Source organism: Angustibacter aerolatus (assembly GCF_054776675.1).
Genome location: NZ_BAAHBM010000002.1, coordinates 12,961 through 38,927, shown reverse-complemented (window position 1 = coordinate 38,927; position 25,967 = coordinate 12,961). Strand labels below are relative to the sequence as shown.

Annotated in this window: 25 protein-coding genes; 10 read left to right on the top strand and 15 right to left on the bottom strand. The window is 75.5% G+C overall.

The annotated features are described in order from the left end of the window. Positions 1-22: 22 nt before the first annotated feature. The gene (locus ACYVI6_RS00875; protein ID WP_284287625.1) at positions 23-526 is read left to right on the top strand and encodes a DUF4870 domain-containing protein; all 504 of its coding nucleotides are present in this window, start codon (positions 23-25) and stop codon (positions 524-526) included. Further along, a complete protein-coding gene (locus ACYVI6_RS00870) occupies positions 523-978 on the top strand; it encodes a DUF4870 domain-containing protein (RefSeq protein WP_460444559.1) in 456 nt (151 codons plus the stop codon). Before ACYVI6_RS00875 ends, ACYVI6_RS00870 begins: the two co-directional genes overlap by 4 nt. Here the strand turns inward: ACYVI6_RS00870 and hemW are convergent. Then, positions 944-2,218 (bottom strand): radical SAM family heme chaperone HemW, encoded by a 1,275-nt coding sequence (hemW, locus tag ACYVI6_RS00865; protein ID WP_460444558.1) that lies wholly within the window; start codon positions 2,216-2,218, stop codon positions 944-946. The genes ACYVI6_RS00870 and hemW overlap by 35 nt on opposite strands. Before the next feature lie 28 nt (positions 2,219-2,246). Here hemW and ACYVI6_RS00860 point away from each other — a divergent pair, with 28 nt between their 5' ends. After that, positions 2,247-3,470: a multidrug effflux MFS transporter gene (locus tag ACYVI6_RS00860; protein WP_460444557.1), complete on the top strand. Its 1,224-nt coding sequence runs from the start codon at positions 2,247-2,249 to the stop codon at positions 3,468-3,470. On the opposite strand, the gene ACYVI6_RS00855 is transcribed toward ACYVI6_RS00860, so the two are convergent. Together ACYVI6_RS00855 and ACYVI6_RS00850 are read right to left on the bottom strand one after the other, a co-directional pair. Then, on the bottom strand, positions 3,443-4,702 hold the full coding sequence (locus ACYVI6_RS00855; protein WP_460444556.1) for an MFS transporter: 1,260 nt from the start codon (positions 4,700-4,702) through the stop codon (positions 3,443-3,445). The two genes, ACYVI6_RS00860 and ACYVI6_RS00855, sit on opposite strands and share 28 nt — an antisense overlap. Further along, entirely contained in the window at positions 4,699-5,367 is a 669-nt protein-coding gene (locus ACYVI6_RS00850) for an MOSC domain-containing protein (RefSeq protein ID WP_460444555.1), read from the bottom strand. The genes ACYVI6_RS00855 and ACYVI6_RS00850 overlap by 4 nt, the downstream gene beginning before the upstream one ends. A gap of 120 nt (positions 5,368-5,487) precedes the next feature. Here ACYVI6_RS00850 and ACYVI6_RS00845 point away from each other — a divergent pair, with 120 nt between their 5' ends. Next, positions 5,488-6,897, top strand: coding sequence for a protealysin inhibitor emfourin (locus tag ACYVI6_RS00845; protein WP_460444554.1), 1,410 nt, complete (start codon positions 5,488-5,490; stop codon positions 6,895-6,897). An 11-nt stretch (positions 6,898-6,908) separates the two neighbouring features. Then, positions 6,909-7,277: a VOC family protein gene (locus ACYVI6_RS00840; RefSeq protein ID WP_460444553.1), complete on the top strand. Its 369-nt coding sequence runs from the start codon at positions 6,909-6,911 to the stop codon at positions 7,275-7,277. Positions 7,278-7,287: 10 nt separating this feature from the next. Here the strand turns inward: ACYVI6_RS00840 and lepA are convergent, their stop codons facing one another. The 3 genes from lepA to ACYVI6_RS00825 all read right to left on the bottom strand — a co-directional run bounded on the left by lepA (position 7,288) and on the right by ACYVI6_RS00825 (position 10,163). After that, positions 7,288-9,135, bottom strand: a complete 1,848-nt coding sequence (gene lepA, locus ACYVI6_RS00835; RefSeq protein ID WP_460444552.1) for a translation elongation factor 4 — start codon at positions 9,133-9,135, stop codon at positions 7,288-7,290. Positions 9,136-9,375: 240 nt separating this feature from the next. Further along, positions 9,376-9,921, bottom strand: a complete 546-nt coding sequence (locus ACYVI6_RS00830; RefSeq protein ID WP_460444551.1) for a Clp protease N-terminal domain-containing protein — start codon at positions 9,919-9,921, stop codon at positions 9,376-9,378. Continuing rightward, positions 9,921-10,163 (bottom strand): helix-turn-helix domain-containing protein, encoded by a 243-nt coding sequence (locus tag ACYVI6_RS00825; protein WP_460444550.1) that lies wholly within the window; start codon positions 10,161-10,163, stop codon positions 9,921-9,923. Before ACYVI6_RS00825 ends, ACYVI6_RS00830 begins: the two co-directional genes overlap by 1 nt. Before the next feature lie 24 nt (positions 10,164-10,187). On the opposite strand from ACYVI6_RS00825, the gene ACYVI6_RS00820 reads away from it, so the two are divergent. After that, on the top strand, positions 10,188-10,916 hold the full coding sequence (locus tag ACYVI6_RS00820) for a phosphotransferase (protein WP_460444549.1): 729 nt from the start codon (positions 10,188-10,190) through the stop codon (positions 10,914-10,916). A 146-nt stretch (positions 10,917-11,062) separates the two neighbouring features. Further along, on the top strand, positions 11,063-11,323 hold the full coding sequence (gene rpsT, locus ACYVI6_RS00815) for a 30S ribosomal protein S20 (RefSeq protein WP_460444548.1): 261 nt from the start codon (positions 11,063-11,065) through the stop codon (positions 11,321-11,323). A 403-nt stretch (positions 11,324-11,726) separates the two neighbouring features. On the opposite strand, the gene holA is transcribed toward rpsT, so the two are convergent. The 9 genes from holA to ACYVI6_RS00770 form a co-directional block, all read right to left on the bottom strand. Beyond that, positions 11,727-12,785 carry a DNA polymerase III subunit delta gene (gene holA / locus ACYVI6_RS00810; RefSeq protein ID WP_460444547.1) on the bottom strand — a complete coding sequence of 353 codons (1,059 nt, stop codon included), beginning with the start codon at positions 12,783-12,785 and terminating at the stop codon, positions 11,727-11,729. Next, a complete protein-coding gene (locus tag ACYVI6_RS00805; protein WP_460444546.1) occupies positions 12,782-15,025 on the bottom strand; it encodes a ComEC/Rec2 family competence protein in 2,244 nt (747 codons plus the stop codon). Before ACYVI6_RS00805 ends, holA begins: the two co-directional genes overlap by 4 nt. Positions 15,026-15,339: 314 nt before the next feature. Then, the gene (locus ACYVI6_RS00800; protein ID WP_460444545.1) at positions 15,340-16,203 is read right to left on the bottom strand and encodes a helix-hairpin-helix domain-containing protein; all 864 of its coding nucleotides are present in this window, start codon (positions 16,201-16,203) and stop codon (positions 15,340-15,342) included. A gap of 397 nt (positions 16,204-16,600) precedes the next feature. Further along, positions 16,601-17,203 (bottom strand): glycerol-3-phosphate acyltransferase, encoded by a 603-nt coding sequence (locus ACYVI6_RS00795; protein WP_460444544.1) that lies wholly within the window; start codon positions 17,201-17,203, stop codon positions 16,601-16,603. Further along, positions 17,200-18,051, bottom strand: a complete 852-nt coding sequence (locus ACYVI6_RS00790) for a DegV family protein (RefSeq protein ID WP_460444543.1) — start codon at positions 18,049-18,051, stop codon at positions 17,200-17,202. Before ACYVI6_RS00790 ends, ACYVI6_RS00795 begins: the two co-directional genes overlap by 4 nt. Before the next feature lie 301 nt (positions 18,052-18,352). Next, entirely contained in the window at positions 18,353-21,238 is a 2,886-nt protein-coding gene (leuS, locus tag ACYVI6_RS00785) for a leucine--tRNA ligase (RefSeq protein WP_460444542.1), read from the bottom strand. 231 nt (positions 21,239-21,469) lie between these two features. Beyond that, entirely contained in the window at positions 21,470-22,429 is a 960-nt protein-coding gene (locus ACYVI6_RS00780; protein WP_460444541.1) for a GGDEF domain-containing protein, read from the bottom strand. 66 nt (positions 22,430-22,495) lie between these two features. Further along, positions 22,496-23,263 (bottom strand): enoyl-CoA hydratase-related protein, encoded by a 768-nt coding sequence (locus tag ACYVI6_RS00775; RefSeq protein ID WP_460444540.1) that lies wholly within the window; start codon positions 23,261-23,263, stop codon positions 22,496-22,498. A 77-nt stretch (positions 23,264-23,340) separates the two neighbouring features. Then, positions 23,341-23,757 carry a hypothetical protein gene (locus ACYVI6_RS00770; RefSeq protein ID WP_460444539.1) on the bottom strand — a complete coding sequence of 139 codons (417 nt, stop codon included), beginning with the start codon at positions 23,755-23,757 and terminating at the stop codon, positions 23,341-23,343. 95 nt (positions 23,758-23,852) lie between these two features. On the opposite strand from ACYVI6_RS00770, the gene ACYVI6_RS00765 reads away from it, so the two are divergent. The 3 genes from ACYVI6_RS00765 to ACYVI6_RS00755 all read left to right on the top strand — a co-directional run bounded on the left by ACYVI6_RS00765 (position 23,853) and on the right by ACYVI6_RS00755 (position 25,822). Beyond that, the gene (locus tag ACYVI6_RS00765) at positions 23,853-24,188 is read left to right on the top strand and encodes a YnfA family protein (RefSeq protein ID WP_460444538.1); all 336 of its coding nucleotides are present in this window, start codon (positions 23,853-23,855) and stop codon (positions 24,186-24,188) included. A gap of 45 nt (positions 24,189-24,233) precedes the next feature. Continuing rightward, positions 24,234-24,845, top strand: coding sequence for a hypothetical protein (locus tag ACYVI6_RS00760; protein ID WP_460444537.1), 612 nt, complete (start codon positions 24,234-24,236; stop codon positions 24,843-24,845). A 110-nt stretch (positions 24,846-24,955) separates the two neighbouring features. Then, positions 24,956-25,822, top strand: coding sequence for an aldo/keto reductase family oxidoreductase (locus tag ACYVI6_RS00755; RefSeq protein WP_460444536.1), 867 nt, complete (start codon positions 24,956-24,958; stop codon positions 25,820-25,822). Positions 25,823-25,967: the final 145 nt, after the last annotated feature.

Genomic DNA, 25,967 nt, shown 5'->3' with positions numbered 1-25,967 from the left:
TCACTCGACTCGGAGGACACCCGTGACCGACCACCAGCCCGAGCCCGGCCCGAGCCTGAGCAAGGAGCCGAGCGCCCAGGTGCCGCCGCAGGGCGCCGCCCCGCAGGCCGGCTACCAGCAGCAGCAGGGTGGCTACCAGCAGCCCGCCGGCTACCAGCAGCCCGGGCAGCCCTACCCGGCTCCCGGCGCCGGCCAGGCGCCGCTCAGCCCGGCCGAGGACCGGCAGTGGGCGATGCTCGGGCACCTCGGCGCCATCATCCTCGGCATCGTGTCGCCGCTCATCGTCTGGCTGGTCTTCAAGGACCGCTCGCGCTTCGTGGACGACCAGGGCAAGGAGGCGCTGAACTTCCAGATCACCGTGCTCATCGCCTGGGTCGCGGCCTCGGTGCTCGCCGCCGTCGCGATCGGGTTCGCGCTCTACCCGATCATCTGGATCGGCAACCTCGTGCTCTGCATCATGGCCGGCCTGGCCGCGAACAAGGGCGAGGCGTACCGCTACCCGTTCGCGCTGCGCCTGGTGAAGTGACCCAGCCCCACCCGCAGCAGCCGCCGGGCGGTCCCCAGTGGGGGCCGCCCGGTGGTGTGCCCGGCGCGCCGTGGCGACCGCCCATGTCGCCGGCCGACGAGCGCACCTGGGCGACGCTCGCCCACGTCGCGCCGTTCGCCGGTGGGTTCGTCGGCCTGCCGCTGCTCGGGCCGCTCGGCATCTGGCTGGCCTACAAGGACCGCAGCCCGTGGGTGCGCCACCACGCGGCGAGCGCGCTGAACTTCCAGCTCGTGCTGCTGCTCGTGTTCGCGGTCGGCACCGTGCTGTCGGTCGTGGTGGGCGTGCTGACCCTGGGCATCGGGCTGCTCGTCGTGGTGCCGCTGCTGCTGGTCGTGGCGCTCGTCGGCACCGGCTACCAGGTGGTCGCCGCGGTGGTCACCTCGCGCGGCCAGGACTTCAGGTACCCGCTGACACCGCAGTGGGTGCGCTGAGCGAGCCCGCAGCCGGCTCGTCGTCCGGCAGCAGGGCGCGCACCACGGTGTCGGCGAGCAGGCGGCCGCGCCGGGTGAGCACCACGCGGCCGGTCACCGCCGCCCGGCCGTCGACCAGCCCGTCGGCCACCAGCCCGGCCACCGCCCGGCGTCCGCCCGGCGACAGCACCGCGACCTCGAGCCCCTCGACCAGCCGGACGCCGAGCAGCACCCGCTCCTCGTGCCGCTGGGTGTCGTCGAGCACCTCGCGCGCCTGAGCCGGGCTGGCCCCGCCCGCCAGCCGGTCGGCGTACGCCCGCGGGTGCTTCACGTTCCACCAGCGCACCCCGCCCACGTGGCTGTGCGCGCCCGGGCCGAGGCCCCACCAGTCGCCGCCCGCCCAGTAGCCCACGTTGTGCCGGCAGCGGGTGCGCTCGGACGTCGACCAGTTGCTCACCTCGTACCACCGCAGGCCGGCGGCGGTCAGCACCTCGTCGGCCAGCTCGTACTTGTCGGCCTCGTCGTCGTCGTCCGGCAGCACCAGCTCGCCGCGGCGCACCCGGCCGGCCATGCGGGTGCCGTCCTCGACCACGAGGGCGTACGCCGACAGGTGGTCGGGCGCGCAGGCCAGCGCGGCGTCGAGGCTGGCGCGCCAGTCGTCGAGCGACTCCCCCGGCGTGCCGTAGATCAGGTCGAGGCTGACGTCGAGACCGGCCGCCCGCGCCCACGCCACCGCCTGCGGCACCCGCTCTGGGTCGTGCGTGCGGTCGAGGGTGGCCAGCACGTGCCGCACCGACGACTGCATGCCGAAGCTGACGCGGGTGAACCCGTGCTCGCGCAGCGCCTGCAGCGACGCGGGCGTCACCGAGTCCGGGTTGGCCTCGGTCGTCACCTCGGCGTCGGCGACCAGCCCGAAGCGGTCGCGCACCCCCTGCAGCAGCAGCCCGAGGTCGTCGACCGGCAGCACCGTGGGGGTGCCGCCCCCGACGAACACGGTGCCCACCTCGGGCGCCGCGTCGCCCAGCACGCGGCCGGCCAGGGCCAGCTCGCCGAGCGCGGTGCGGGCGTACGACGCCTGGTCGGCGCCGCCGCCGAGCTCGGTCGCGGTGTAGGTGTTGAAGTCGCAGTAGCCGCAGCGCACCGTGCAGAACGGCACGTGCAGGTAGAGCCCGAACGGCCGGCTGCCCAGGCCGGCCAGCGCCTGCGACGGCAGCGCGCCGTCCTCGGGCGCGGGGTCGCCGTCCGGCAGGGCACTGGGCACGACGTCCATGCTCGCACTCCGTAGAGTCGTGCCCATCACCCGCTCCGCAGCCCGTGCCGTCCCCTGGCTGGCCGCCGTCGTCGTCGTCACCGGCGTGGGCCCGCTGGGCACCGACACCTACCTCGCCGCGATGCCCGAGATGCAGCGCGAGCTGGGCACGTCGAGCGCCGTCGTGCAGCTCACCCTCACCGCGTTCATCGTCGGCAGCGCCCTCGGGCAGATCGGCGCCGGGCCGGTGAGCGACGCCCGCGGACGTCGCCCGGTGCTGCTCGTCGGCACCGTCGCGTTCACGGTGCTGTCGCTGCTGTCGGCGTTCGCCCCGACCGGTCCGACGCTCGTCGCCATCCGGCTGGTGCAGGGGCTGGTCGCCGGCTTCGGCGTCGCGGTCGGGCGGGCCTGCGTGAGCGACGTCTGGCACGGACCGGAGGCGGCGCAGCGCTTCGGCACGCTCGCCTCGATCACCTTCGTGGCGCCCGTGCTGGCGCCCGCGCTCGGCGGCGTGGTGCTGGCGCACGGCACCTGGCGGCTGGTGTTCGGCGGGCTGGCGCTGGTGGGGGTGCTCATGGTGGTCGCCGTGCTGGTCGGCATCCCCGAGACGCTGCCGCCCGAGCGCCGGCAGGCCGGTGGCCTCGCCGCGACCGGACGCCGGATGGCCGACCTCGCGACCGACGCGCCGTTCATGCGGCACGTCGTCGTGCAGTGCCTCGCCACCGCCGGGTTCTTCGTCTACATCGGGGGCTCGTCGTTCGTGCTGCAGCACGTCTACGGCATCAGCGAGACCACGTACTCCCTGGTGTTCGCGAGCAACGCGGTGGCGATGGTGCTCGTGACGGTGCTGTTCCGGCTGACCGTGCGGCGGTTCGGCCCGGCGCGGCTGCGGGCGACCGGTGTCGCCGTCGCCGCCACCGCGGCCACCGCCCTGCTGGTGCACGCCCTCACCGCGCCCGGCGGCGGGTCGTTCGCGCCCACCTGGGTGCTGCTGTCGGTCGTGACCGGGGCGATGGGCCTGTCGATCCCCGGCACCCAGGCGCTGGCGCAGGAGGCCGGTGCCCGCTCAGCCGGCACCGCGTCGGCGCTGCAGGGCGGGCTGGCGTTCCTCGTCGGGGCGGGCAGCACCCCGCTCACCGGGCTCGTGGGCGACCGCAGCCTGGTGCCGATGGCCGCGCTGATGTGCGGTCTGCTGCTCACCTCGCTCGTGGTGCTGCGGGTGTGGCGGCCGGTGCGTCAGCCCGAGGCCGTCGCGGCGCCGTAGCGGTCGCGCGTCCGCAGGGCCCAGGCGCTCACCGGCGTCATGAGCAGCGCGACCCCGCCGAGCAGCGCGCCCAGCACCCACCAGCCCGGCCGCCCCCACTCGACGCAGAGCAGCGTCAGCACCACCGGCGAGAGCATGTTCGACGCCGCGAACCCGGTCGAGCCGAACCCCTGGTACTGGCCCTGCCGCTCGGCGGGTGCCAGACCCATCGAGATCCCCCACTGCCCGGCCGAGCCGATCATCTCGCCGGCCACCTGCAGCAGCGCCCCGGCGAGCAGCACGACGACCGCCACCCAGGTCGGCACCCCGGCGGCCAGCGAGTAGACCGCGCACGCCGCCGCCATGAGCAGCCCGGCCCGACCGAACGCCCTCGCGGCCTGCGGCACGGTGTCGGTGCCGCGGGCCACCCGCACCTGCAGCAGCACGACCGTGACCGTGTTGACCAGCAGCAGCACCGAGACCATCCAGGTCGGCGCCGACGTCCGGGCCGACAGCCACAGCGGCACACCGACGTCGATCAGCCCGAAGTGCATCGCGAAGACGGCGTTCAGCGCGACGACCGCCACGAACGGCCGGTCGCGCAGCACGAGCAGCGCGGTGCCGGGCGCGCGCGGCACCGGCGGCACCTTCGGCAGTCCACCCAGCGCGAGGGCGGTGCCCAGGTAGCTGGCGGCGTTCACCACGAAGACGCCCACGTAGGCCCAGCGGGTGTCGACGGCCAGCGCCAGGCCGCCGAGCAGGGCGCCGAGGGAGATGCCGACGTTGGTGACCGCCCGCAGGTAGGCGCGCATCCGCACCCGGTCGCCGCTGGCCTGCGACGCGGTGGCGATCAGGCCGTTGCGCACCGCGTTCGTGGCGCTGTCGACCGCCCCGATCAGCGCCGCGACGACCACCAGCCCGGGCAGCGTGCGCACGGTCGCGTAGACCAGCATCAGCACGGTCATCACCACCAGCAGCAGTCGCAGCACGCGGCGCTGACCGAACCGGTCGCCGAGGTGGCCGGCCGGCAGGCCCACCACGAGGCGGAACGCGCCGGCGACGGTGAGCGCGAGGCCGAGCTGCGCCGGGCGGATGCCGACGACCCGGGTGAAGTAGAGCGCGCTCACCGTGTAGAAGGCGCCGTTGCCGACCGTGTTGACGAGCGTGGCGAGCGAGAGGGTGCGCAGCGCCGGGTCGTCGGGCCGGGCGGCGCGCAGCGCACGGCCCAGTGCCTCGACGGGGGCCGACGTCACGAGCCGGCGGTCGCCCGGGTCACGGCACGCCGAGCGGCCCGGCGCAGGTCGGGGTGCAAACGCGGGGACCCCGACTGCTCGGCGTCCAGCAGCGCCGCCGCGTGCTCGAGCGCCAGGTGCGGGAACGTGTCGGCGACCGTGACGCCGTGGTCGGGGCGGTCGAGCACCTCGACGCGTGCGCCCGCCACGACCGACCCGGTCTCGAGCACGCGCAGGTAGGCACCCAGCGCGCCGACGGCGGTGAACCGCCTGACCCAGCGCGGCTCCTCCATCCAGGCCGCGAAGGTGCGGCACGGCTGGCGCGCCGACGTCACCTGCAGCACGCAGCCGCCGCCCTCGTCGTCCGCGATGCGCCACGTCTCGCCGACGACCGCGCCGCTCACGTCGACCCCCTGCAGCCGCAGGTTCTCGCCGAAGACGCCGGCGGGCAGGTCGCGACCCAGCTCGGCCGCCCACCGCTCGACGTCCTCGCCGGCGTACGCGTAGACCGCCTGCTCGGGGCCGCCGTGGTGCTTCGTGTCGCACTGCGTGTCGCCGGCGAGACCGAGCTCGCCCACCGCGACGGCACCCGCCACGGCCCGCTTGTCGATCGCCGTCTGCTCCCCCGGCCGCCCGCCGTCCGGCTGCAGCTGGTGCACCACGCAGACGGCTTCGACCTGGCTCATGCCGTCGATTCCACCACGACGCGGCGCCGCGGCACGACCGGGTTCGGGGTCCTGTGGAGAACCGTGACGCTGTCGGTGGTGGCGTCTAGCCTGGCGATCACTTCGAAGGAGGCAACGAAGATGACCCGACCCCTGTGCCACATCGTCCCGCCCTACCTGGTCGACCGGCTCGGCGCCGACCCGCTGGCGCTCGTGCGCGAGCGACGGCTGCTGGTGTCCGGCACCCGCCCGCTGGCCACCGTGCTGGCGCGGGCCGCCGACGCCGACCCGGGCACCGGGCCGCAGCGCACGATCTCCGACGCGCACGGCACCGAGACGCTGCCCGGCGACCAGGTGCGCGCCGAGGGCGGTGACCCGACCGGCGACGCGGCGGCCGACGAGGCGTACGACGGGCTGGGCGCGACGTGGTCGCTGTTCAGCACCGCCTACGGCCGCGACTCGCTCGACGGGCAGGGCCTGCCGCTCGACGCGACCGTGCACTACGGGGAGCGCTACGACAACGCCTTCTGGGACGGGTCCCGCATGGTGTTCGGCGACGGCGACGGCACCACGTTCAACCGGTTCACCATCAGCGTCGACGTCATCGGCCACGAGCTGACGCACGGGGTCACCGAGAAGACGGCGAACCTGACCTACCAGGGGCAGTCCGGAGCGCTGAACGAGAGCGTGAGCGACGTCTTCGGGTCGCTGGTGAAGCAGCACCTGCTCGGGCAGAGCGCCGCGAGCGCCGACTGGCTGATCGGCGAGGGGCTGTTCACCGACGCCGTGCAGGGCGTGGCGCTGCGGTCGATGAAGGCACCGGGCACGGCGTACGACGACCCGACGCTGGGCAAGGACCCGCAGCCGGCGAGCATGGCCGACCTCGTCGACACGAGCGACGACAACGGGGGCGTGCACATCAACTCCGGCATCCCCAACCGGGCCTTCTACCTGGCGGCCACGGCCATAGGCGGCAACGCCTGGGAGGGTGCCGGCGCGGTCTGGTACGACACGCTGACCGGCGGCTCCCTCGAGCCGGACGCCGACTTCGCGACCTTCGCGGCCGCGACCGTGACCGCCGCGACGGCTCGCTTCGGCGAGGGCTCGCCGCAGGCCGCCGCGGTCGCCGACGCCTGGGCGCAGGTCGGCGTGCTGAGCAGCAGCAGCTCGGGCGACGCCGGGCAGCCCACCACGAGCGGAGCCGGCGGTCCGGGCGGGTCGGGGGGAACCCCGCAGCTCGACCTCGCCGGCCGCACGGTGCGGGTGCGCCGGTCTGGCGGGTTCACCGGCGTGCCGCTCGAGCGCGAGGTGCGGCTCGACGAGCTGCCCGACACCGAGGCGCAGCGCTGGCTGCAGGTGCTCGGCTCGGGCGAGCTGCTCGACCTGGCGGCCGCGTCCGGCGAGCCGGCACCCGACCGGTACGTCTACCAGGTGGTCAGCCCGCAGCCGGGGCTGCTCGACGCGGGCACGGGGCTCGACGTCCGGGCCGGCGAGCAGCAGCTGCCCGGCGCCGTCCGGTCGCTGCTCGACGACACGCTGCGGGGGCTGTGATGCCGGCGGCGGTGCTCGACCACGTGGGCCTGCAGTGCGCCGACTACCCGGCGAGCCAGCGGTTCTACGACGCCGTGCTGGGCGAGCTCGGCCTGACCCGGCTGATGGACGTCGGCGTCGCCTGCGGGTACGGCGCCGACCACCCGGTGTTCTGGATCGGCCTGCACGAGACCGGCACGGGGTTCCGCGAGTCGCACCTGGCCTTCGCCGCGGCAGACCGAGCGGCCGTCGACGCGTTCGTGGCGGCAGCCGTCGCCCACGGCGGCGAGGTGCTGCACGAGCCTCGGGTGCGACCGGAGTACCACGAGCACTACTACGGCGGCTTCGTGCGCGACCCCGACGGCAACAACGTGGAGGCGGTCTGCCACCGGCCGGGGTGAGACCCGACCGCTACTTCTTGTCGGGCACGGCCTCGTTGCTCAGCGCGGCGATGAACGCCTCCTGGGGGACCTCGACGCGGCCGACCATCTTCATCCGCTTCTTGCCCTCCTTCTGCTTCTCCAGCAGCTTGCGCTTGCGGGTGATGTCACCGCCGTAGCACTTGGCCAGCACGTCCTTGCGGATCGCGCTGATCGTCTCGCGGGCGATGACGCGCGCGCCGATGGCCGCCTGGATCGGCACCTCGAACTGCTGCCTGGGGATGAGCTTGCGCAGCTTGCCGGCCATCATCACGCCGTACGCGTAGGCCTTGTCCTTGTGCACGATCGTGCTGAACGCGTCGACGCCCTCGCCCTGCAGCAGGATGTCGACCTTCACCAGGTCGGCCACCTGGTCGCCGTCCGGCTCGTAGTCGAGCGAGGCGTAGCCGCGGGTGCGCGACTTCAGCATGTCGAAGAAGTCGAACACGATCTCGGCGAGCGGCAGCGTGTAGCGCATCTCGACGCGGTCCTCAGACAGGTAGTCCATGCCGCGCAGCACCCCGCGCCGGGTCTGGCAGAGCTCCATGATCGCGCCCACGTAGTCGCTGGGGGCGAGGATCGTCGCCCGCACCACCGGCTCGCGGACCTCGGCGACCTTGCCGGTCGGGTACTCCGACGGGTTCGTGACGACCAGCTGCGAGCCGTCGTCGAGGGTGACCTCGTAGACCGCGCTGGGCAACGTGGAGATGAGGTCGAGGTCGAACTCGCGCTCGAGGCGCTCGCGGACGATCTCGAGGTGCAGCAGGCCGAGGAAGCCCACGCGGAACCCGAAGCCGAGCGCCGCCGACGTCTCGGGCTCGTAGACCAGGGCCGCGTCGTTCAGCTTCAGCCGGTCGAGGGCGTCGCGCAGGATCGGGTAGTCCGACCCGTCGATCGGGTAGAGGCCGCTGAACACCATCGGCTTGGGGTCGCCGTAGCCCTCGAGCGCCTGGGTCGCCGGCTTGTGCGCGTTGGTGACGGTGTCGCCGACCTTCGACTGGCGCACGTCCTTCACGCCGGTGATGAGGTAGCCGACCTCACCGACCCCGAGGCCCTTGGTGGGCTCGGGCTCCGGCGACGAGACGCCGATCTCGAGCAGCTCGTGGTGCGCGCGCGTCGACATCATGACGATGCGCTCGCGCGGGCTGAGCTGGCCGTCGACGACGCGCACGTACGTCACGACGCCGCGGTAGGTGTCGTAGACCGAGTCGAAGATCATCGCGCGGGCCGGCGCGGCGGCGTCGCCGGTGGGCGCCGGCACCTGCCGCACGATGGCGTCGAGCAGCGGCTCGACCCCCACGCCGGTCTTGCCCGACACCAGCAGCACGTCCTCGGGCTCGCCGCCGACGAGGTGGGCGAGCTCGGCGGCGTACTTCTCCGGCTGCGCGGCCGGCAGGTCGATCTTGTTCAGCACCGGGATGATCGTGAGGTCGTTCTCCATCGCCAGGTACAGGTTGGCGAGGGTCTGCGCCTCGATGCCCTGCGCGGCGTCGACCAGCAGCACAGCGCCCTCGCACGCGGCCAGCGAGCGCGACACCTCGTAGGTGAAGTCGACGTGCCCCGGGGTGTCGATCATGTTCAGCGCGTGGGTCGTGCCGTCGAGCTCCCAGGGCATCCGCACGGCCTGGCTCTTGATCGTGATGCCGCGCTCGCGCTCGATGTCCATCCGGTCGAGGTACTGCGCCCGCATCGCGCGCGGGTCGACCACGCCGGTGATCTGCAGCATGCGGTCGGCCAGCGTCGACTTGCCGTGGTCGATGTGGGCGATGATGCAGAAGTTGCGGATGACATCCGGCGGGGTCGCGGACGGCGCGTGGGCCGTGCGGGCCATCGGGGACACGTGCAGCAGACCTCGGCAGACGGTTGGCTCGGGTGCGCGGCCGGGCGGGCCGCAGCGGACGCCGCAAGTCTCCCACGGCACGGCCGTCCCCGACGCGCTGCCGCACCACGACCGGCCCACCTCCCGCCGAGCTGCCGCTTCCGGGGCACCGGGCCGCGCCCCGGACCCCGACGGGTGGCAGCTCGGCAGCCGCTCGACGGCATCCACGCGCCGCCAGGCGCGGTGGTGGGTGCGGGCGGGTCAGCCGGCGCGCCGCCAGCCGGTCACGACGGCGGCGCGCGCTGCCGCCTCGGTCGCGCCGCGCACGGCCAGCGGACCGTCCGGACCCTGCTCGTGCAGGACGCCGAGCAGCACGTGCTCGGTGCCGATCGCGCCGTGCCGCAGCTGCTGCGCGGTGTGCACCGCGTGCGCCAGCGCCGCCCTGGCGGTGCGGTCGAGGCGCGGGCGCCGGGTGGGTCGACGGCTGGGGCCGCCGAGCGGGGTGCCGTGCTGCTGCTCGAAGCGCCGGGCGACGTCCGCGACGTCGATGCCGAGGCCCTGCAGCGCGGCCGCGTCAGCAGCGGACAGGCCGGCCGGCCCCACGGCGTCCGGCGGCCCGAGCACCCAGCAGACGGCGTCCGGCGGCAGTCCCAGCCCGGCGAGCACCTGTGCGGCGCCGCTCCCCGGGTCGGCGACCACGGCCAGCAGCAGGTGCCGGCCGGTGATCGACGCGGCGCCCTCCTGCCGGGCGAGCGGCTCGGCGGCCGTGACGGCGGCGCGGGCGCGGGCGGTGAACCGTTCCAGCATCAGCCCCTCCTGCAGGGTCGGTCGGCGTGCTTCTTGTGCACGGCCTGCCGCGAGACACCCAGGGCCTCGGCGACCTGCTGCCACGACCAGCCCCGGTCGCGGGCGCTGCGCACCTGCGCGGCCTCGAGCTGCTCGACCAGCCGGCGCAGCGCGGCCACGGCGCGCAGGCCGGTCGCCGGGTCGGCGTCGGCGGCGTCCGTGACGGCGGTCGCTGCGGCGCCGTGCAGGTGCGCTTCGCTCATGCGCGTCAACATACGTTGACCGCCATGTCGCGTCAACCCTCGTTGACGCCTGGAACTCAGGTGCCCGCGGCCGGCCGGGCTGCGATGCGCTGGCAGGTGCTGGTGACCGAGGCGGTCGCCGGCCGGCTCCCCCAGCCCTGGACCGACGTCGACCTCGAGGCCGTGCACGACGCCTGCCTGCGCGTCGCGGAGGCCCTGACCCCGTCGCCGCCGGGCCTCGACGTCGGCACGCTGGCGGACGCGTTCGCCGGCGACGCGCAGGTGACCGACTGCTTCCGGCGACTGCTCGACGGCACGCTGCGGCTGACCGGCGGGCAGCCGGACTGGGTGCTCGACCGGTCGCGGCAGCTGCAGCACCTGGTCGACACCGCCGCCGGCGCGCTCGTCGGCACGACGGGGTGCCACGGCGACCTGCGGGCCGACAACGTGCTCGTCGACGGCACCCGCGCCACCCTCGTCGACTGGAACTGGCTGCGCCCGGGGCCCGCGTGGGCCGACCTGGTCGGCGTGCTGCCGCTCGCGCGGGCCGACGGTCTGGACGCCGAGGCCTGGCTGCGGCGCAGCCCGCTCACCCGCGACGTCGACCCGGACCACGTCGACGCGTGGCTGGCGACGGTGGCCGCCTACATGCTCGCGAACGCGGACCAGCCCGTCTGGCCCGGAGGACCCGCGTCGGTGCGGGTGCACCAGCGCCGCTACGCCCGCACGTTCCTCGACTGGCTCGGCGCCCGGCGCGGCTGGGACGCGCGCTGAGGGTCGGGCCTCGTGACCGGACGGCGGGATCGGCGCGCATTTCGCCCGGCGGCACCGCGCTGGTAACCTCGGAGATCGCGTGCACGCCCAGGTCGTGCCGAACGCCCGACCGCACAGTCGCACACACCGAGAACGAAAGAGCACTCGTGGCCAACATCAAGTCCCAGATCAAGCGCATCACGACGAACGCCAAGCGCACGGAGCGCAACAAGGCGGTCAAGAGCGAGCTGCGCACCTACGTCCGCAGCGTCAAGACGGCCATCGAGGCCGGCGACGCCGCGCAGGCGGGCACCGCCCTCGCCGCCGCGAGCCGCAAGCTCGACAAGGCCGTCAGCAAGGGCGTCATCCACAAGAACCAGGCTGCGAACCGCAAGTCGTCGCTGGCCAAGCAGGTCTCCTCGCTCTGACGACGAGCCGCCTCACGCAGCTCGAGGACGGCGTCACCCGAACGGGGTGGCGCCGTCTCTGCGTGTCCGCGGCACGCAGCAGTCACCCCTGACGAGCTGGACGCTCCCCCGCCGGACCCCATCGCCGTGACGTGCCCCGCCGCACCGACCGCAGCCCCGGCAGGTGCTTGGTGCCTCGACTGCAGCCCCGGCAGGTGCTTGGTGCCTCGACCGCAGCCCGGGCATGTGCCGTCGCCTCGACCGCAAGGTCAGCAGGTGCCCCCGCCCCGGACGCAGCGACGTCAGGTGCATGCCGCGCCGTCCGCAGCGCGGGCAGATCCGCCGTCCGCGCAGCGCGGGCAGACGCCGACGGACAGCCGCACCGCGGGAAGCGTGCCGTCGCCCGGGCGCACCGCGACGGGTGTCAGCCGTGCAGCGCGCGAGCGGCACCGACGTCGAGCACGGCTCGCTCGATGGCGTAGAGCGGGTCGCCGGCGCGGCGGGCCGGGTCGGGTAGTCCGCCCTTGACGGCGAGGTCGGCTGCGGCGACCGCCTGGATGGCGACGGCGAGCCCGGCCTCCGACCAGCCGCGCAGCTGCCGGCGGGCCTTGTCGACCTGCCAGGGGGCCATGCCCAGGTCGCGGGCGGCGTCCGCGGAGCGCACGGTGCCGGCCGCCGACACCTTGGCCAGCGACCGCAGGCCGAGGGCGAGCACGGCGACGATCGGCACCGGGTCGAGGCCGGTCGCCAGCGCATGACGCAGCAGCGCCAGCGCGGTGTCGGTCTGCCCGCCGAGCACCGCGTCGCTCACCTTGAAGCCCGTCGCCTCGACGCGCCCCCCGTAGTACCGCTCGACGGTCGCGGCGTCGATCTCCGGCGCCGCCTGCCCCGAACCGGCCGGCGGCAGCGTGTCGCTCATCAGCTGGCTGCACGCCGACGCGAGCTCGCGAAGGTCCTGGCCGACGGCCTCGACGAGGGCGCCGACGGCATCGGGCTCGATGCGCCGCCCGCCCCGCCGCAGCTCCTGCACCACGAAGCTCGCGCGCTCGCCGTCGTTGGTGATGGCGGCGCACTGGTGCACCCCGGCCCCGGCGGCGCGCGCTGCGTCGAGCAGCCCCTTGCCGCGCTGGCCCGACCGGTGTCGCAGCACCAGGACGACGTCCGGCACGGGCGCGGCCACGAGCGCCCGGGCGTCGGTGATGAGCTCGTCCGACGCGTCCTCGAGCCCGTGCAGCACGACTACTTTCGACTCGCCGAAGAGCGACGGCGAGGTGTGCACGGCGAGGTCGCCCTTGGCGTAGCCACCCGGCAGCACGTCGACCAGCTGTGTCGCCGGGTCGGCCGACCGCGCCGCCTCGACGACGGCGCGCACCGCCCGCTCGGCCAGCAGGTCCTCGGGACCGGTGACGAGGTGCAGCGGGCCCGACGGGTCGGCCGGCGCCGCCGGCGCAGCGGCACGCGAACGGGCACGGGGCGGGGTCACGGCACGACGCTACCCGCCCCCGCCGACAGCCCGGACGCACCCGCGCCGCCCCTGGTGGGCGGGGCGTCGTGTCGGCGGGGGCCGCTGGCGACGAGGCTCGGCACGCCCGATCGCACGACCACCGCCAGGTCCCCGAGCACGTCGGTGCGGGCGACGCGCGCGCCGACGCCTCCGAGCAGCCGCATCGCGGAGGGCGCCGGGTGGCCGTAGTCGTTGCCGGCCCCGACGCTCACCAGCGCCAGCCGCGGGTGCGACTGCCGGATCAGGGCCGGGTCCTGCTTGGCGCTGCCGTGGTGCGCGACCTTCAGCACGTCGACGGCCGGCCCACCGGTGACGGCGCGCATCGAGGTGGCGACGGCACGCGCCGCCTCCGGCTCGACGTCGCCGAGCAGCAGCAGCCGCAGCCCGGCGACCTGCACCAGCAGCACGATGCTGGCGTTGTTCGGCACCGACCCCGACCGCACCACGCGCTGCGGCCAGAGCACCTGCCAGCGCAGCGGTCCGTCGCCCGCCTGCTCACCTGCCCGGACGACGCGGACCGCGACCCCGGCGGCCGCCGCGAGCGCCCGCACCCGCCGCGCCTGCTGCGGCGGGTCGTCGACCACCGTGACGCCCAGTCCCCCGACCCGTCGGCCGCGCAGGACGCCTGGCAGCCCGTCGACGTGGTCGGCGTGGAAGTGGGTGAGCAGCACCAGGTCGAGCTGCCGCACCTGCAACCGGCGCAGGCAGCGGTCGACGTCGCCGGGGGTCGGCCCGGCGTCGACCAGCACCGCCCGGCCGGGGCCGGTGGACAGCACCAGCGCGTCCCCCTGCCCGACGTCGCAGGCGACCAGCACCCATCCACGTGGCGGCCACGAGGAACCGCCCGGCACCGGTGCGCGCACCGCGACGGCGGCCCCGACGGCGGCGCACACGACGAGGCGCGCGGCCGCTGGTCGACGCGCCGCCCAGCGCAGCACCGTGGGCCCGGCCAGCAGGGCCGCCAGGCTGAGTGCCGCCAGGACGAGGGCTCCGGCCGCGCCTCCGGGCCACCGGACCTGCCCGCCCGGGACGCCGGCCAGCGTGCGCGCCGTCCACGCGACGACGGTGCAGCCCAGACCCCCGACGCGCGCGAGCCCCGCGGCACCGCCGTCCCAGACGGGGCCGAGCACGGTGGCGGCCAGGCCCAGCACCGTGACCGGCGCGACGATCGGCGCCGCGACGAGGTTGGCCGGCAGCGAGACCAGGCTGACGGCGCCCGAGAGCAGCACCACGACCGGCCCGCACAGCACCTGGGCCGCGAGCGGCAGGGCCACGGCGGTGGCGAGCGGGCCGGGGAGCCGACGTGCGAGGACGGCAGTGAGGCCAGGTGCGACCAGCAGCAGGCCGAGGGTCGCGAGCACCGACAGGGCGAACCCGGCCGACCGGGACAACCACGGGTCGACGACCAGGAGGACGACGACGGCGGCCCCGAGCGCCGGGGCGGCCGCCCGTCGTCGACCGGACCCGACGGCGAGCAGTCCCACCGCGCCCATGACGGCGGCGCGCAGCACGCTCGGTTCGGCACGAGCTAGCAGCACGAACGCGCCGAGCACGGCCGCCGCCACGACCAGCCGCGTCCGCCGTCCGAGCCCGAGGCGGGCGCCCAGACCGACCGCGAGGACGCAGACGAGCGTGGTGTTGCTGCCCGACACGGCCGACAGGTGCGTGAGGCCGGTCGCCTGCATGGCCGCAGCCAGGTCGGGCGGCTGCGCCGAGGTGTCACCGACGACCAGTCCCGGCAGCAGGCCGCGCGCGTCCGGCGGCAGCCCGGCGCAGGCACGCGCGAGCCCGTCGCGCAACGACTGCAGCGTGCGGTCCAGCGGACGCTGTGCGTGCAGCACGCGCGGGGGCCCGCGCGGCGCGAGCGTCGCCGACACGTCGTCGCCGGGGCGGGCGGGGCCCAGCCTGCCGGTGACCTGCACCTGCTGGCCGAGCCGGAGCGCCGACCAGCTCGGATCGGCGAACACGAGCACCCTGCTGCGCGACGCCGACGCCGACCCGCGCCCCTCGACGCGGTGCAGCCGCAGTCGCACCAGCACCAGGTCGCGTCCCCCGCCGGCGGCGTCGTGGCGGGCGATCCGCCGAGGGTCGCTCGCCACGGTCGCGACGACGCGCACGGTGGCCGTGTCCACCGCGAGCCGCGGCACCAGCCCGGCGTCGCGCGAGGACGCCTGCAGCCCGGCTGCCCCGACCACGAGGCCGCTCGCGGCGAGCGCCAACGCGACCGGCCACCGCAGACCGTGGGCACGCGAGGACCCCCGGAGGCTCGAGCCCGCGGCAGGCCGCTGCGGTGGCGACGCGTCGGGGTCGGCCGAGGGCCCGACCACTGGCGCTGCGGCCGCGGGCGACGCGGGCTCCCGGCCCGGCGCTGACGCGGACCGGCGCACGACCAGGACGCCCGCCGCGACCAGGAGCCCGAGGAGTCCGGCCACGACCCGGCCCGTCGCCGGAGCCGACAGCGAGGAGGCGCCCGCGCCCCAGGCGGCCAGGGCCGGCACCAGCAGCCGCAGGTCGGACGCCGACCGCTCGCCGCTCACACCCGCACCAGCGGGCGCAGCCGTCCGAGCACCGCGTCGCCGATGCCGCTGACCTCGCCGAGCTCGTCGACGGAGCTGAAACGACCGTGCTCGCCCCGCCAGTCGAGAATGCGTTGCGCCAGCACGGGTCCGACGCCGGGCAGGGTGTCGAGCTCGGTGGCACCGGCCTGGTTGAGGTCGATCGGCTGGGTCGGACCGGTCGGGCTGCCACCGGCGGCGGGCGCGGCGGCGGGCGCGGTGAGCGTCTCGCCGCGGGACGGGACGACGACCTGCTCGCCGTCGACCAGCGGTCGGGCGAGGTTCACCTGGGCGACGTCGGCTCCACCGCGCACACCGCCGGCCGCCTCGATCGCCTGCTCGACCCGCGCCCCGGCCGGCAGGCGCTGCACCCCCGGGTGCCGGACCCGGCCGACGACGTCGACCACCACGACCGGCCCGCCCGTCGCGCTGGCGGCCGCGGCACCCCCGCCCCCTGGCGAGGGCGGCACGGTCGGCGTGGGGGGACCCGCGGTCGAGACTGCACCGGTGTCCGTGGCGGCCGGCCCGCCCCCCGACCCCGACGTGCCTGTCGAGCCCGCCGGGGCGGCGGTCACCTGCACGACCGGTGCCAGGGGCACCGGCCGCGCGGCCCGGCGATCGAGCGCCACTCTGACGCCCAGCACCGACAGCACCACGGCGGCCACGACGAGCAGGCCGAGCACGGTGCGCGGTGAGACCCCGGTGCGGGCCGCCGTCAGCTGCAGGGCGTCGTGCCACCGACGACGCGGCACGACGGCGGCCGGGTCGAGCAGGGGGCGGCTGCCGGCCGGGCCGCGGCGGTGCGAGCCGGGGTCGGTGTCGAAGACGTCGTCGCGATGCATGGCGGGGACGCTAGGCAGCCGGCAGCCCCACCCGCGATGACGCTCGACGGGCTGTGGACCGAGGGGCGCGTCCACAGCGGCGGGCTGTGGACGGACGACCTCGTCCACAGCGGCGCGGCGCGGCCGACCTGCCCGTCCACCACGGCACGAGGGTGGGGCCCGTGCCCGTGGACAGCGGCACGGCGAACCCAGCGCGGGAGGTGCCCGCGGCTCACGGACCCAGAGGTGGCGCAGACCCGTGCAAGAGACCGAGGACGTGCACCGCAGCAGCCCACGCCCGGTGTGCACACGCGTCCTCGTCCTCGTGCGGCAGGTCCTGCGGCGCCGCCGACCTGCTCGACCGGACAGCGGCCGGGGCCCGGCGAGCGCGGTGGCAGGTCCGGCGGACCCGCGGTGGTCAGGAAGCGCGTGCCCTGCGGGCCATCCAGCGCAGCACGAGGTTGCTGCGGTGCCGCCCGAGCACCACGAGCACCAGCGCGATGCCGAAGAGCCGCGACCAGAGGCCGGCGTCCGACCCCGGGGCCGGCGGCACGACGAGCGACACGCCGAGCAGGGTGAGCGCCCCCGCGGACGACGCGCCGCCCATCCAGCGGGTGACCAGCAGCACGACGCCGAACACGACGGCCACCCCGAGCACCCACAACGGAGCCAGCACGAGCAGGACGCCGAGCGTCGTCGCGACCCCCTTGCCGCCGCGCCCGCGCAGGTACGGCGAGGTGACGTGCCCGAGCACCGCGGCGAACCCGACCGCGAAGGCGAGCGGCCGGTCGAGCAGCAGCAACCCGGCGAGGGCGGGCAGCACGCCCTTCACCACGTCGAGCAGCCCGACGGCGACGCCCCAGCGGCGGCCGAGCGCGCGTGCCACGTTGGTCGCGCCGGGGTTGCCAGACCCGACGGCCCGCAGGTCGGCGCCGTACCGCCGGGCCACCAGCGCCGCGGGGCTGACGGCACCGAGCAGGTACGACGCGAGGAGCAGCGTCACCAGCCGGACGACGGTCATCGGACCGGTGCCACCACCAGAGCCACCATGCCGGGGCCGACGTGCACGGCGACCGCCCCGCTCACCTCGACCGTGCGCACCCGGGCACCGGGCAGCCGGTCGGCGAGCAACCCCACCAGCTGCTCGGCCCGCGCAGGGGTGTCGAGGTGCTGCACGGCGACGTCGACGGCATCGGCACCACCCGCTGCCGCAGCCACCTGTCCCGCCAGCTCGGCCAGCCGGGCCAGCGCGCGACCCGTCGTGCGCACCCGCTCCAGCGGCGCGATGATCCCGTCGTCGAGGTGCAGCAGCGGCTTGATGGCCAGCGCCGTGCCGAGCAGGGCCGACGCGGCGCCGATCCGTCCGCCGCGCCGCAGGTGCTCGAGGGTCGTCACGGTGAACCACGCGCGGGTGCGCGCGGCGCGCTGCAGGGCGGCCGCCTCGAGCTGGGCCAGGGCTCCGCCGGCGGCGGCCTCCTGCGCCGAGGTGAGCGCCAGGAACCCGAGTCCCATGCCCATCGACCGCGAGTCCACGACCCGGACGGGCACCGGCGACTCGCGAGCGGCCAGCACGGCGGACTCGTAGGTGCCCGACATCGCCGCCGAGATGTGCAGCGACAGCACGGCGTCGGCGCCCGCGGCGGCTGCGTCCCGGTAGGCGTCGAGCAGCACCTGGGGACTGGGCCGCGACGTCGACACCTGGGTGCGCGACCGCTGCGCGGCCACGACGGAGTGCTGGTCGGCGTCGACGCCGTCGTCGTGCGGGACGCCGCCGAGCACCAGCTGCAGCGGCACGACGCGGACGCCGGCCGATGCAGCCACGTCTGGCGCGAGGCAGCTCGTGGAGTCGGTCACCACGGCGACGGTCACGACCTGACCCTAGGGCGTCGTCGTGCCCGGACGACCCGTCGCTCGCCGCCGTCGGGACGCGCCACCGAGCCGCGCTGCCCCTGCACCGCCGACCCGGACCCGGGTCGCACGGCAGCCGCGCGGGAGGCCGACCACCTCGACCCGAGCCCGACCGACCACCGCGACGGCCTGACCCGAGCCCCGACCCGAAGCGACCGACCACCCGACCGACCACCCAGCCGACCACCCGACGAGGAGCCACCCGTTGCGATCAGCCGCAGCAGCCGCGCTGCCGACCGCTGTCCGTCTCCATCCGCGCCGATCAGGCGGGGACGACGTTCACGAGCCGGGGCGCGCGCACGACGACCGTCCGGACGCCGCGACCGGCGAGCGCGGCGACCACCTTGTCGCTCGCCAGCGCCAGCTCGCGCAGCGTGTCGTCGTCGACGTCGGCGGGCACCTCCAGCCGGTCGCGCACCTTGCCCTGCACCTGCACGACGCAGGTCACCGTGTCGTCGACCAGGTACGCCGGGTCGGCCACCGGGAAGGGCTCGTGCGCCAGGGACCCGCCGTGCCCGAGGCGCTGCCACAGCTCCTCGGCCAGGTGCGGCGCGACGGGCGCGGTCATCAGCACCGTGGCCTCGGCGAGCGACCGCGGCACGGCGGGCAGCTTCGTCAGGTGGTTGTTCAGCTCGATGAGCTTGGCGACCGCGGTGTTGAAGCGCAGCTCGGCGTAGTCGCGGGTGATGCCGTCGATCGCACGGTGCAGCGCCTTCAGGTCGGCCTGCGACGGCGCGACGTCGGTGACCGTGACGGCGCCCGTCTCCTCGTCGACCACGTTGCGCCACAGGCGCTGCAGGAACCGCAGCGACCCGACGACGGCACGCGTCTCCCAGGGGCGGGAGGCGTCGAGCGGCCCCATCGACATCTCGTAGACGCGGAACGTGTCGGCGCCGTACGCGTCGTACATGTCGTCCGGGGTGACGATGTTGTTGAGCGACTTGCCCATCTTGCCGTACTCGCGCACCACGGTCTGGCCCTGCCAGGTCCACGTGCCGTCCGGGCCCTCCTCGACCTCGGCGGCCGGCACGGTCTGCCCGCGGTCGTCCCGGTAGGCGTACGCCTGCACGTACCCCTGGTTGAACAGCCGGCGGAACGGCTCGTCGCTGCTGACCTCGCCCAGGTCGAACAGCACCTTGTGCCAGAAGCGCGCGTACAGCAGGTGCAGCACGGCGTGCTCGACGCCACCGACGTACAGGTCGACGCCACCGGTGTCGGGGCCGCCGTTCGGCGCGGTGCCGCGCGGACCCATCCAGTAGGCCTCGTTCTCGCGGTCGACGAACGCGTCCTGGTTCGCCGGGTCGAGGTAGCGCAGCTCGTACCAGCAGGACCCGGCCCACTGCGGCATGACGTTCAGCTCGCGGCGGTAGGTGCGCGGACCGTCGCCGAGGTCGAGCTCGACGTCGACCCAGTCGGTGGCGCGAGCCAGCGGCGGCACCGGCTCGGAGGTGACGTCGTCGGGGTCGAGCTGCTGCGGGCTGTAGTCGTCGACCTCCGGCAGGGTGACCGGCAGCATCGACTCGGGCAGGGCGACGGGCGCACCGTCCTCGTCGTAGACCACGGGGAACGGCTCACCCCAGTAGCGCTGCCGGCTGAACAGCCAGTCGCGCAGCCGGTAGGTGACGGTGCCCTCGCCAGAACCCTTGCGCTGCAACCACTCCACGATGGTGCGCTTCGCCTCGGCGACCGGCAGCCCGTCGAGCGACACCTCGTCGTTCGACGAGTTCACCGCAGGCCCGTCACCGGTGAAGGCGTCGCCCTCCCAGCCCTCGGGTGGCTGCACGGTGCGGACGATCGGCAGGTCGTACTTCGCGGCGAACTCCCAGTCGCGCTCGTCCTGGGCGGGCACCGCCATGATCGCGCCGGTGCCGTAGCCGGTCAGCACGTAGTCGGCCACGAAGACCGGCACCTGGGCCTCGTTCACCGGGTTCACCGCGAACGAACCGGTGAAGACGCCGGTCTTCTCGCGACCCTCGGCCTGGCGCTCCAGGTCGCTCTTGGCCGCGGCCTGCGCGCGGTACGCGGCCACCGCCTCGCGCGGCGTCGCGGCACCACCGGTCCAGGCGTCGCGGGTGCCGTCGGGCCAGGCAGCCGGCACGAGGTCGTCGACCAGCGGGTGCTCGGGCGCGACCACGACGAAGGTGGCGCCGAACAGGGTGTCGGGCCGGGTCGTGAACACCTCGATGCCGGTGTCACCGCCCGCCACCCCGAACCGCACGCGAGCACCCTCGCTGCGCCCGATCCAGTTGCGTTGCATGAGCTTCACGGCCTCGGGCCAGTCCAGCCGGTCGAGGTCGTCGACCAGCCGGTCGCCGTAGGCGGTGATGCGCATCATCCACTGCCGCATGCTGCGCTTGAACACCGGGAAGTTGCCGATGTCGCTGCGGCCGTCGGCGGTGACCTCCTCGTTGGCCAGCACCGTGCCCAGGCCGGGACACCAGTTGACGGGCGCCTCGGCGACGTACGCCAGGCGGCGGGAGTCGACGAGCTCGCGCTGCTCGCGGCGGCTCAGCTCGGCCCAGGGGGTACCGCCCGGCGGGGTGCGCTCACCCGACTCGTACTGACGCACCAGCTCGTCGACGTGCCGAGCCCTGCCCCGGCCGCCGTCGGCCTCGGCGTCGAACCAGCTGTTGTAGACCTTCAGGAACACCCACTGGGTCCAGCGGTAGAAGTCCACGTCGGTGGTGGCCGGCGAGCGCCGCGGGTCGTGCGCCAGCCCCAGCCGCCGCAGCTGGCGCCGCATGTTCACGATGTTGTCCTCGGTGGTCTTCCGCGGGTGCTGGCCGGTGCGGACGGCGTACTGCTCCGCCGGCAGGCCGAACGCGTCGTACCCCAGCGCGTGCAGCACGTTGCGGCCCTGCATCCGCTGGAAGCGACCGTAGACGTCGGTCGCGATGTACCCCAGCGGGTGCCCGACGTGCAGCCCCTTGCCCGAGGGGTACGGGAACATGTCGAGGATGTAGAGCTTCTCGCGGCCGGCGACGCCCTCGGGGTCGGCCCACGGTCCGGCCGGGTTCGGGGCGACGAAGGTGCCCTCGGACTCCCAGCGGTCCTGCCACTGCTGCTCGACGCGGGCGGCCAGCGCGGCCGTGTAGCGGTGCGCCGGCTGGTCGGTGACGCTCTGGGGGCTCTGCTCGGTGGTGCTCATCGTCGTCCTGTCCTCTGGGGCGGCCTCGTGGGCCTCGCTGCGACCGGGCCGAACGCACGAAGACCCCTCACGCAGGAGGGGTCTGCCGCGCTGACGGCGGATCGGCGCCCGGGGGGCCGTGCCGCTGGTTCGGTCAGCGCGGCCGGCGAAGGAGCAGGACGGCTCGCACGCGTCGAGGATAGCGCAGCGCCCGTCGCGAGCAGCCGGTGGCGCCGGCCGCAGAGCCTGCGGTCAGACCTGCTCGGGCCAACCGCCGGCACGCCGGGAGTCGGGCGGCCGGGGGCTGGGGTCGTGCCGCACCGGCTGGTACGCGGGGGCGGAGGCCTCGCGGCGCAGGGTGCGCCGCACGTGCATCTCGCGGTCGGCGACGCGCAGCAGCGAGTCGACGTCGCCCTCGTCCCACGGCTCGAGCACGGCGCCGCCGGCACTGATCCGGGCCTGCCAGATGGAGCGGTCGACGGTGGTGGTCTCGACGCAGCGGGCGCGCACGCGACGCTCGATCTCCAGCGGCGCCAGCCCGGTGCCGGGCCCGAGCACCACGAACTCGTCGTCGCCCCAGCGGGCCACGGCGTCGGTGGCGCGGGTCGAGCGGGTGATGGCCTCGGCGACCGTCAGCAGCACCTCGTCGCCCGCCTCGTGGCCCAGCTCCGTGTTCACCCGAGCCAGCCCGTCGACGTCGACGAACACGCAGTAGACGGCGTCACCGCGGCGGCGCGCCGACTCGAGGATCTGCCCCGCGAGCATGGCCAGGCCCTTGCGGTTCGCCAGCCCGGTCAGCGGGTCGTGCACCGAGGCGACCTCGGCGAACGAGCGGACGTCGGCGTTCTCGGCGAGGAGGCGGTCGTGCCGCTGCCGGGCGACGACGCTCGACAGCGCGGCCACGGCGAGCGTGGCGAGCAGCATCCCCCAGGTCAGCAGCTCGGACGCCGTCCAGGTGTGCCCGTCGACGACCAGGAGCACCGGCGCCACCAGCCAGACGGCACCGACCACGCCGAGTCCGACGTGCAGCCAGAGCCGGCGCACCGAGCCGACCGCCGACGCGGCGCACGCCGCGACGAGCACGGCGGTCCAGCCCGGCTGACGGGTGAGCGCGAGCGCCACCGCGCCGGTCAGGGCGAGCGCCAGGGCCAGCGCGTCGAAGCGGCTGGGCCGCTCCGAGCGGACGTCGGACGGCGTGGCGGGGGCTGTCACCCGAGCGGTGTCGTCACGTCGGACCCGTGTCTTGACCCCTGCACCCCGATCGGGCGAGCGATGCCCTCAGCGCCGGCTGATCTGCGCGGACAGCTCGCGCACGTGCTCGACGAAGGCCGGCCGGGTGACCGACCAGCGCTGCGCCTCGGTCTCGGCGGCCAGCACCTCCGCGTGCGACGTCGCCTCGCCGGCCGCGCGCAGGGTGGCGAGCACCCGCCGGGCGAGGGCGGGCTCGACGTCGTCCAGCCGCGCACCGAGCGCGATCGCCGTCTCGAGCAGGTCGCCCGGCTCGGTCACCTGCGCGACGAGGCCGTGCTGCAGGGCCTGCTGGGCGTCCCAGCGCTCCCCCAGCAGCACCGCGAGCACCGCCTGCTGGTGGCCGACGGCCCGCTCGAGCAGCCACGTGTGGCCCCCGCCGGGGTGCAGCCGCAGCCGGGTGAACCGGGTGTCGAAGCGGGCGGCCGTGGAGGCGATGCGCACGTCGCACGCGAGCGCCAGGTTCATGCCGGCACCGACCGCGGGCCCGTTGACCGCGGCGATCGTGAGCAACGGCGTGCGGAGCACCCGCAGGAAGCCTTCGTACACGTGCTGCACCGCCGAGAAGTCACCCTCGGCGGAGCGCTCGAGCGTGCTCAGCTCGGCGCCGGCGCAGAAGGCGCTGCCGGCCCCGGTGACGACCAGCGCGCGCACCCCGCCGTCGTCCTCGAGACGCTGGACGGCGTCCGCGACCGCGTCGACCGCGGCGGCGGACAGCACGTTGCGGCGGTCGGGGTCGTCGAGCACGAGGACGCCGACGCCGCCCACCTGCTCCACACGCACGGGCTGCTGGGTCACGCGCGGCAACGTACCCCGCCCTCGCGCGGCCGGCGGCCACGCGCGGCGGTCGAGCAGGCGGTCGATCGTCGGAGGCGTCAGTCCCAGACGTCCGGCAGCCGTCCTTCCGCCCACGGCGAGGTCGACGGCCCGACCAGGCCGGGGTGGGTCCAGGCCGCGAGCTCGACCTGCAGACCGTCGGGGCCGGTCACCCGGGCGCGCCGCACGAACGGCCGCTCCTCGCACGGGCAGGTCAGCCGTGCCCCGGCGGCCAGCGCATCGTGCACGGCCAGGTCGAGCTCGTCGGCGCTCGGCAGCTGGAGCACCAGGTCGGCACCGGCGAGGCAGGCGGTGTCGTGCGCCGGGCCGCCGACCACGTGCAGGTCGCCGAGCAGCACGAGCGTCAGCGCGCCGTGGGTGACCCGGCGCTCGACCCGGCGCCCGGTGGTGGCGACGAGCAGCGCGGCGGTGGCGTCGGCGTCTGACACGACGAGTCGGGTGCTGGTGGCGCGCACGGGGCTCCCTCCCGCCGGGCCGCGGCGCCCGGCGTGCCGCCACCCTGCCGCACCGGGCGCCGCCCGCGCAGCCCCTTCGCCGTACCGTTCGCGGGATGACGGTGCTGCGCTCGGTGTCGCTGTCCGTGCTCGCGGCGGTCGCCGAGATCGGCGGCGCGTGGCTGGTGTGGCAGGGGGTCCGCGAGCACCGTGGCCTGCTCTGGGTGGGCGCGGGCGTCGCCGCCCTGGGCGCGTACGGCTTCGTCGCCACGCTGCAACCCGACGCGCCGTTCGGCCGGGTGCTGGCGGCGTACGGCGGGGTGTTCGTCGCGGGGTCGCTCGTCTGGGCGATGGTCGCCGACGGCTTCCGCCCCGACCGCTTCGACCTGGCTGGGGCGCTGGTCTGCCTGGTCGGCGTCGGGCTGATCATGGACGCACCCCGCTCGACCTGACGCGTTCCGCTGCGGCCGGCCGCCGGGTCGCGCGACGATCGCGCGGTGGCCACCGACACCGTCTCGGCACCCGCACGCGGCCGACTGGTCGTCGTGGCGCGCCTGGGCGCCGCCTCCCTGCTGCTCGCCGGGCTGGCCGCGCTGGCGGCGGTGGAGCCGGGTGGCTGGGTGCTGCTCGACCGGCTGCTCGTCGCCCCCAGGTGGTACGCGGCGGCCGCGGGCGCCGCGGCCCTCGCGGCCTGCTGGACGGCGAGCGCCGGGCACCGCGGCCAGCAGGCGGTGCGGGTGCTCGTCGGCCTCGCGGCGGGCGGCCTCGCGCTGGCGCTGGCGTTCGACCTGCTGCTGGGGCAGTACGGCTCGCGCGGCGACGAGGTGGCGTCGGTGCGGGCACCGGGGGGAAGGCTCCAGGTGCGGGTCTGGGAGGGGAACCTCGGCATCGACACCGTCTGGCGGCTGCGCACCGAGACGACGGACGGCGTCAGGTCGTGGGACGCCGGGTGCCTGAACGCCGACGCCTTCGAGAACGCCTTGCGCGGGGTCGAGTGGCGCGACGGCCACACCCTGGAGGTCACGACGGACGACGGCCGGGTGCTGACCGTGCCGGTCGACGCCCGCACCGGTCGGCCGGCGCGACGGGTCGAGGTCGGGTTCTGCTGAGCGCAGCCGGGGTCCGCCGGTCCCCGGATCGACGGGTCTCTCGCGCAGCCGCGGCGGCGGGCGCAGGCTGGTCGGGCGAGCGGCGCACGGCCGCGCGCAGAGAGGCACACATGGCATCGCACGACCTGCCCGGCGGCACCTACCGCGTGGGCGACCTCGAGCTGCACCGCGTCGGCTACGGGGCGATGCAGCTGGCCGGCCCCGGCGTGTTCGGCCCCCCGGCCGACCGCGACGCCGCCGTCGCCGTGCTGCGCGAGGCGGTCGAGCTCGGCATCGACCACGTCGACACCAGCGACTTCTACGGACCGCACGTCACGAACGAGATCATCCGCGAGGCGCTGGCTCCCTACCCCGAGCACCTGCACCTGGTGACGAAGGTCGGTGCCCGGCGCGACGCGCAGGGCGGCTGGCCGCACGCCCGCACCCCCGACGAGCTGCGCAGCGCGGTCCACGACAACCTGCGCAACCTGGGGCTCGAGCGGCTCGACGTCGTGAACCTGCGGATGGGCGCCGTCGACGGTCCCGAGCCGGGCAGCATCGCGCCGCAGGTCGAGGCGCTCGCCGAGCTGCAGCAGCAGGGCCTGATCCGGCACCTGGGCCTGAGCACGGTCGACGCCGAGCAGCTCGCCGAGGCCCAGGCCATCGCGCCGATCGTGTGCGTGCAGAACATGTACAACATCGCGCAACGGTCCGACGACGCGCTGGTCGACCTCACCGCCGCCCAGGGCATCGCCTACGTGCCGTACTTCCCGCTGGGTGGCTTCTCGCCGCTGCAGTCGGAGGCCCTGCACGCCGTCGCCGCCCGGCTCGAGGCGACCCCCATGTCGGTCGCCCTCGCCTGGCTGCTGCAGCGCTCCCCCAACATCCTGCTCATCCCGGGCACGTCGTCCGTCGCGCACCTGCGCGAGAACGTCGCCGGCGCCGGCCTCGCGCTGCCGGCCGACGCCGTCGCCGAGCTCGACGCCATCGGCGCCTGAGGTCCGTCGTCCCGACGCGCGGGCAGAACCCGCCGCCGAGCCCCCAGGTGGGGGTGAGCCTGCGCTTCTGCCCGCGCGCCGGGACGCACCTGCCCTACCGTGCGGTCGTGGCCGACGACAGGGACGCCGGCGAGGCTCCAGTGGG

Bases quoted from the DNA above. Each gene is read 5' to 3' on its own strand.
- ACYVI6_RS00850 (WP_460444555.1), bottom strand. From the start codon at position 5,367: ATGAGCCAGGTCGAAGCCGTCTGCGTGGTGCACCAGCTGCAGCCGGAC.
- ACYVI6_RS00845 (WP_460444554.1), top strand. From the start codon at position 5,488: ATGACCCGACCCCTGTGCCACATCGTCCCGCCCTACCTGGTCGACCGG.
- ACYVI6_RS00830 (WP_460444551.1), bottom strand. From the start codon at position 9,921: ATGCTGGAACGGTTCACCGCCCGCGCCCGCGCCGCCGTCACGGCCGCC.
- ACYVI6_RS00825 (WP_460444550.1), bottom strand. From the start codon at position 10,163: ATGAGCGAAGCGCACCTGCACGGCGCCGCAGCGACCGCCGTCACGGAC.
- ACYVI6_RS00820 (WP_460444549.1), top strand. From the start codon at position 10,188: ATGTCGCGTCAACCCTCGTTGACGCCTGGAACTCAGGTGCCCGCGGCC.
- ACYVI6_RS00800 (WP_460444545.1), bottom strand. From the start codon at position 16,203: ATGCATCGCGACGACGTCTTCGACACCGACCCCGGCTCGCACCGCCGC.
- ACYVI6_RS00795 (WP_460444544.1), bottom strand. From the start codon at position 17,203: ATGACCGTCGTCCGGCTGGTGACGCTGCTCCTCGCGTCGTACCTGCTC.
- leuS (WP_460444542.1), bottom strand. From the start codon at position 21,238: ATGAGCACCACCGAGCAGAGCCCCCAGAGCGTCACCGACCAGCCGGCG.
- ACYVI6_RS00765 (WP_460444538.1), top strand. From the start codon at position 23,853: ATGACGGTGCTGCGCTCGGTGTCGCTGTCCGTGCTCGCGGCGGTCGCC.
- ACYVI6_RS00755 (WP_460444536.1), top strand. From the start codon at position 24,956: ATGGCATCGCACGACCTGCCCGGCGGCACCTACCGCGTGGGCGACCTC.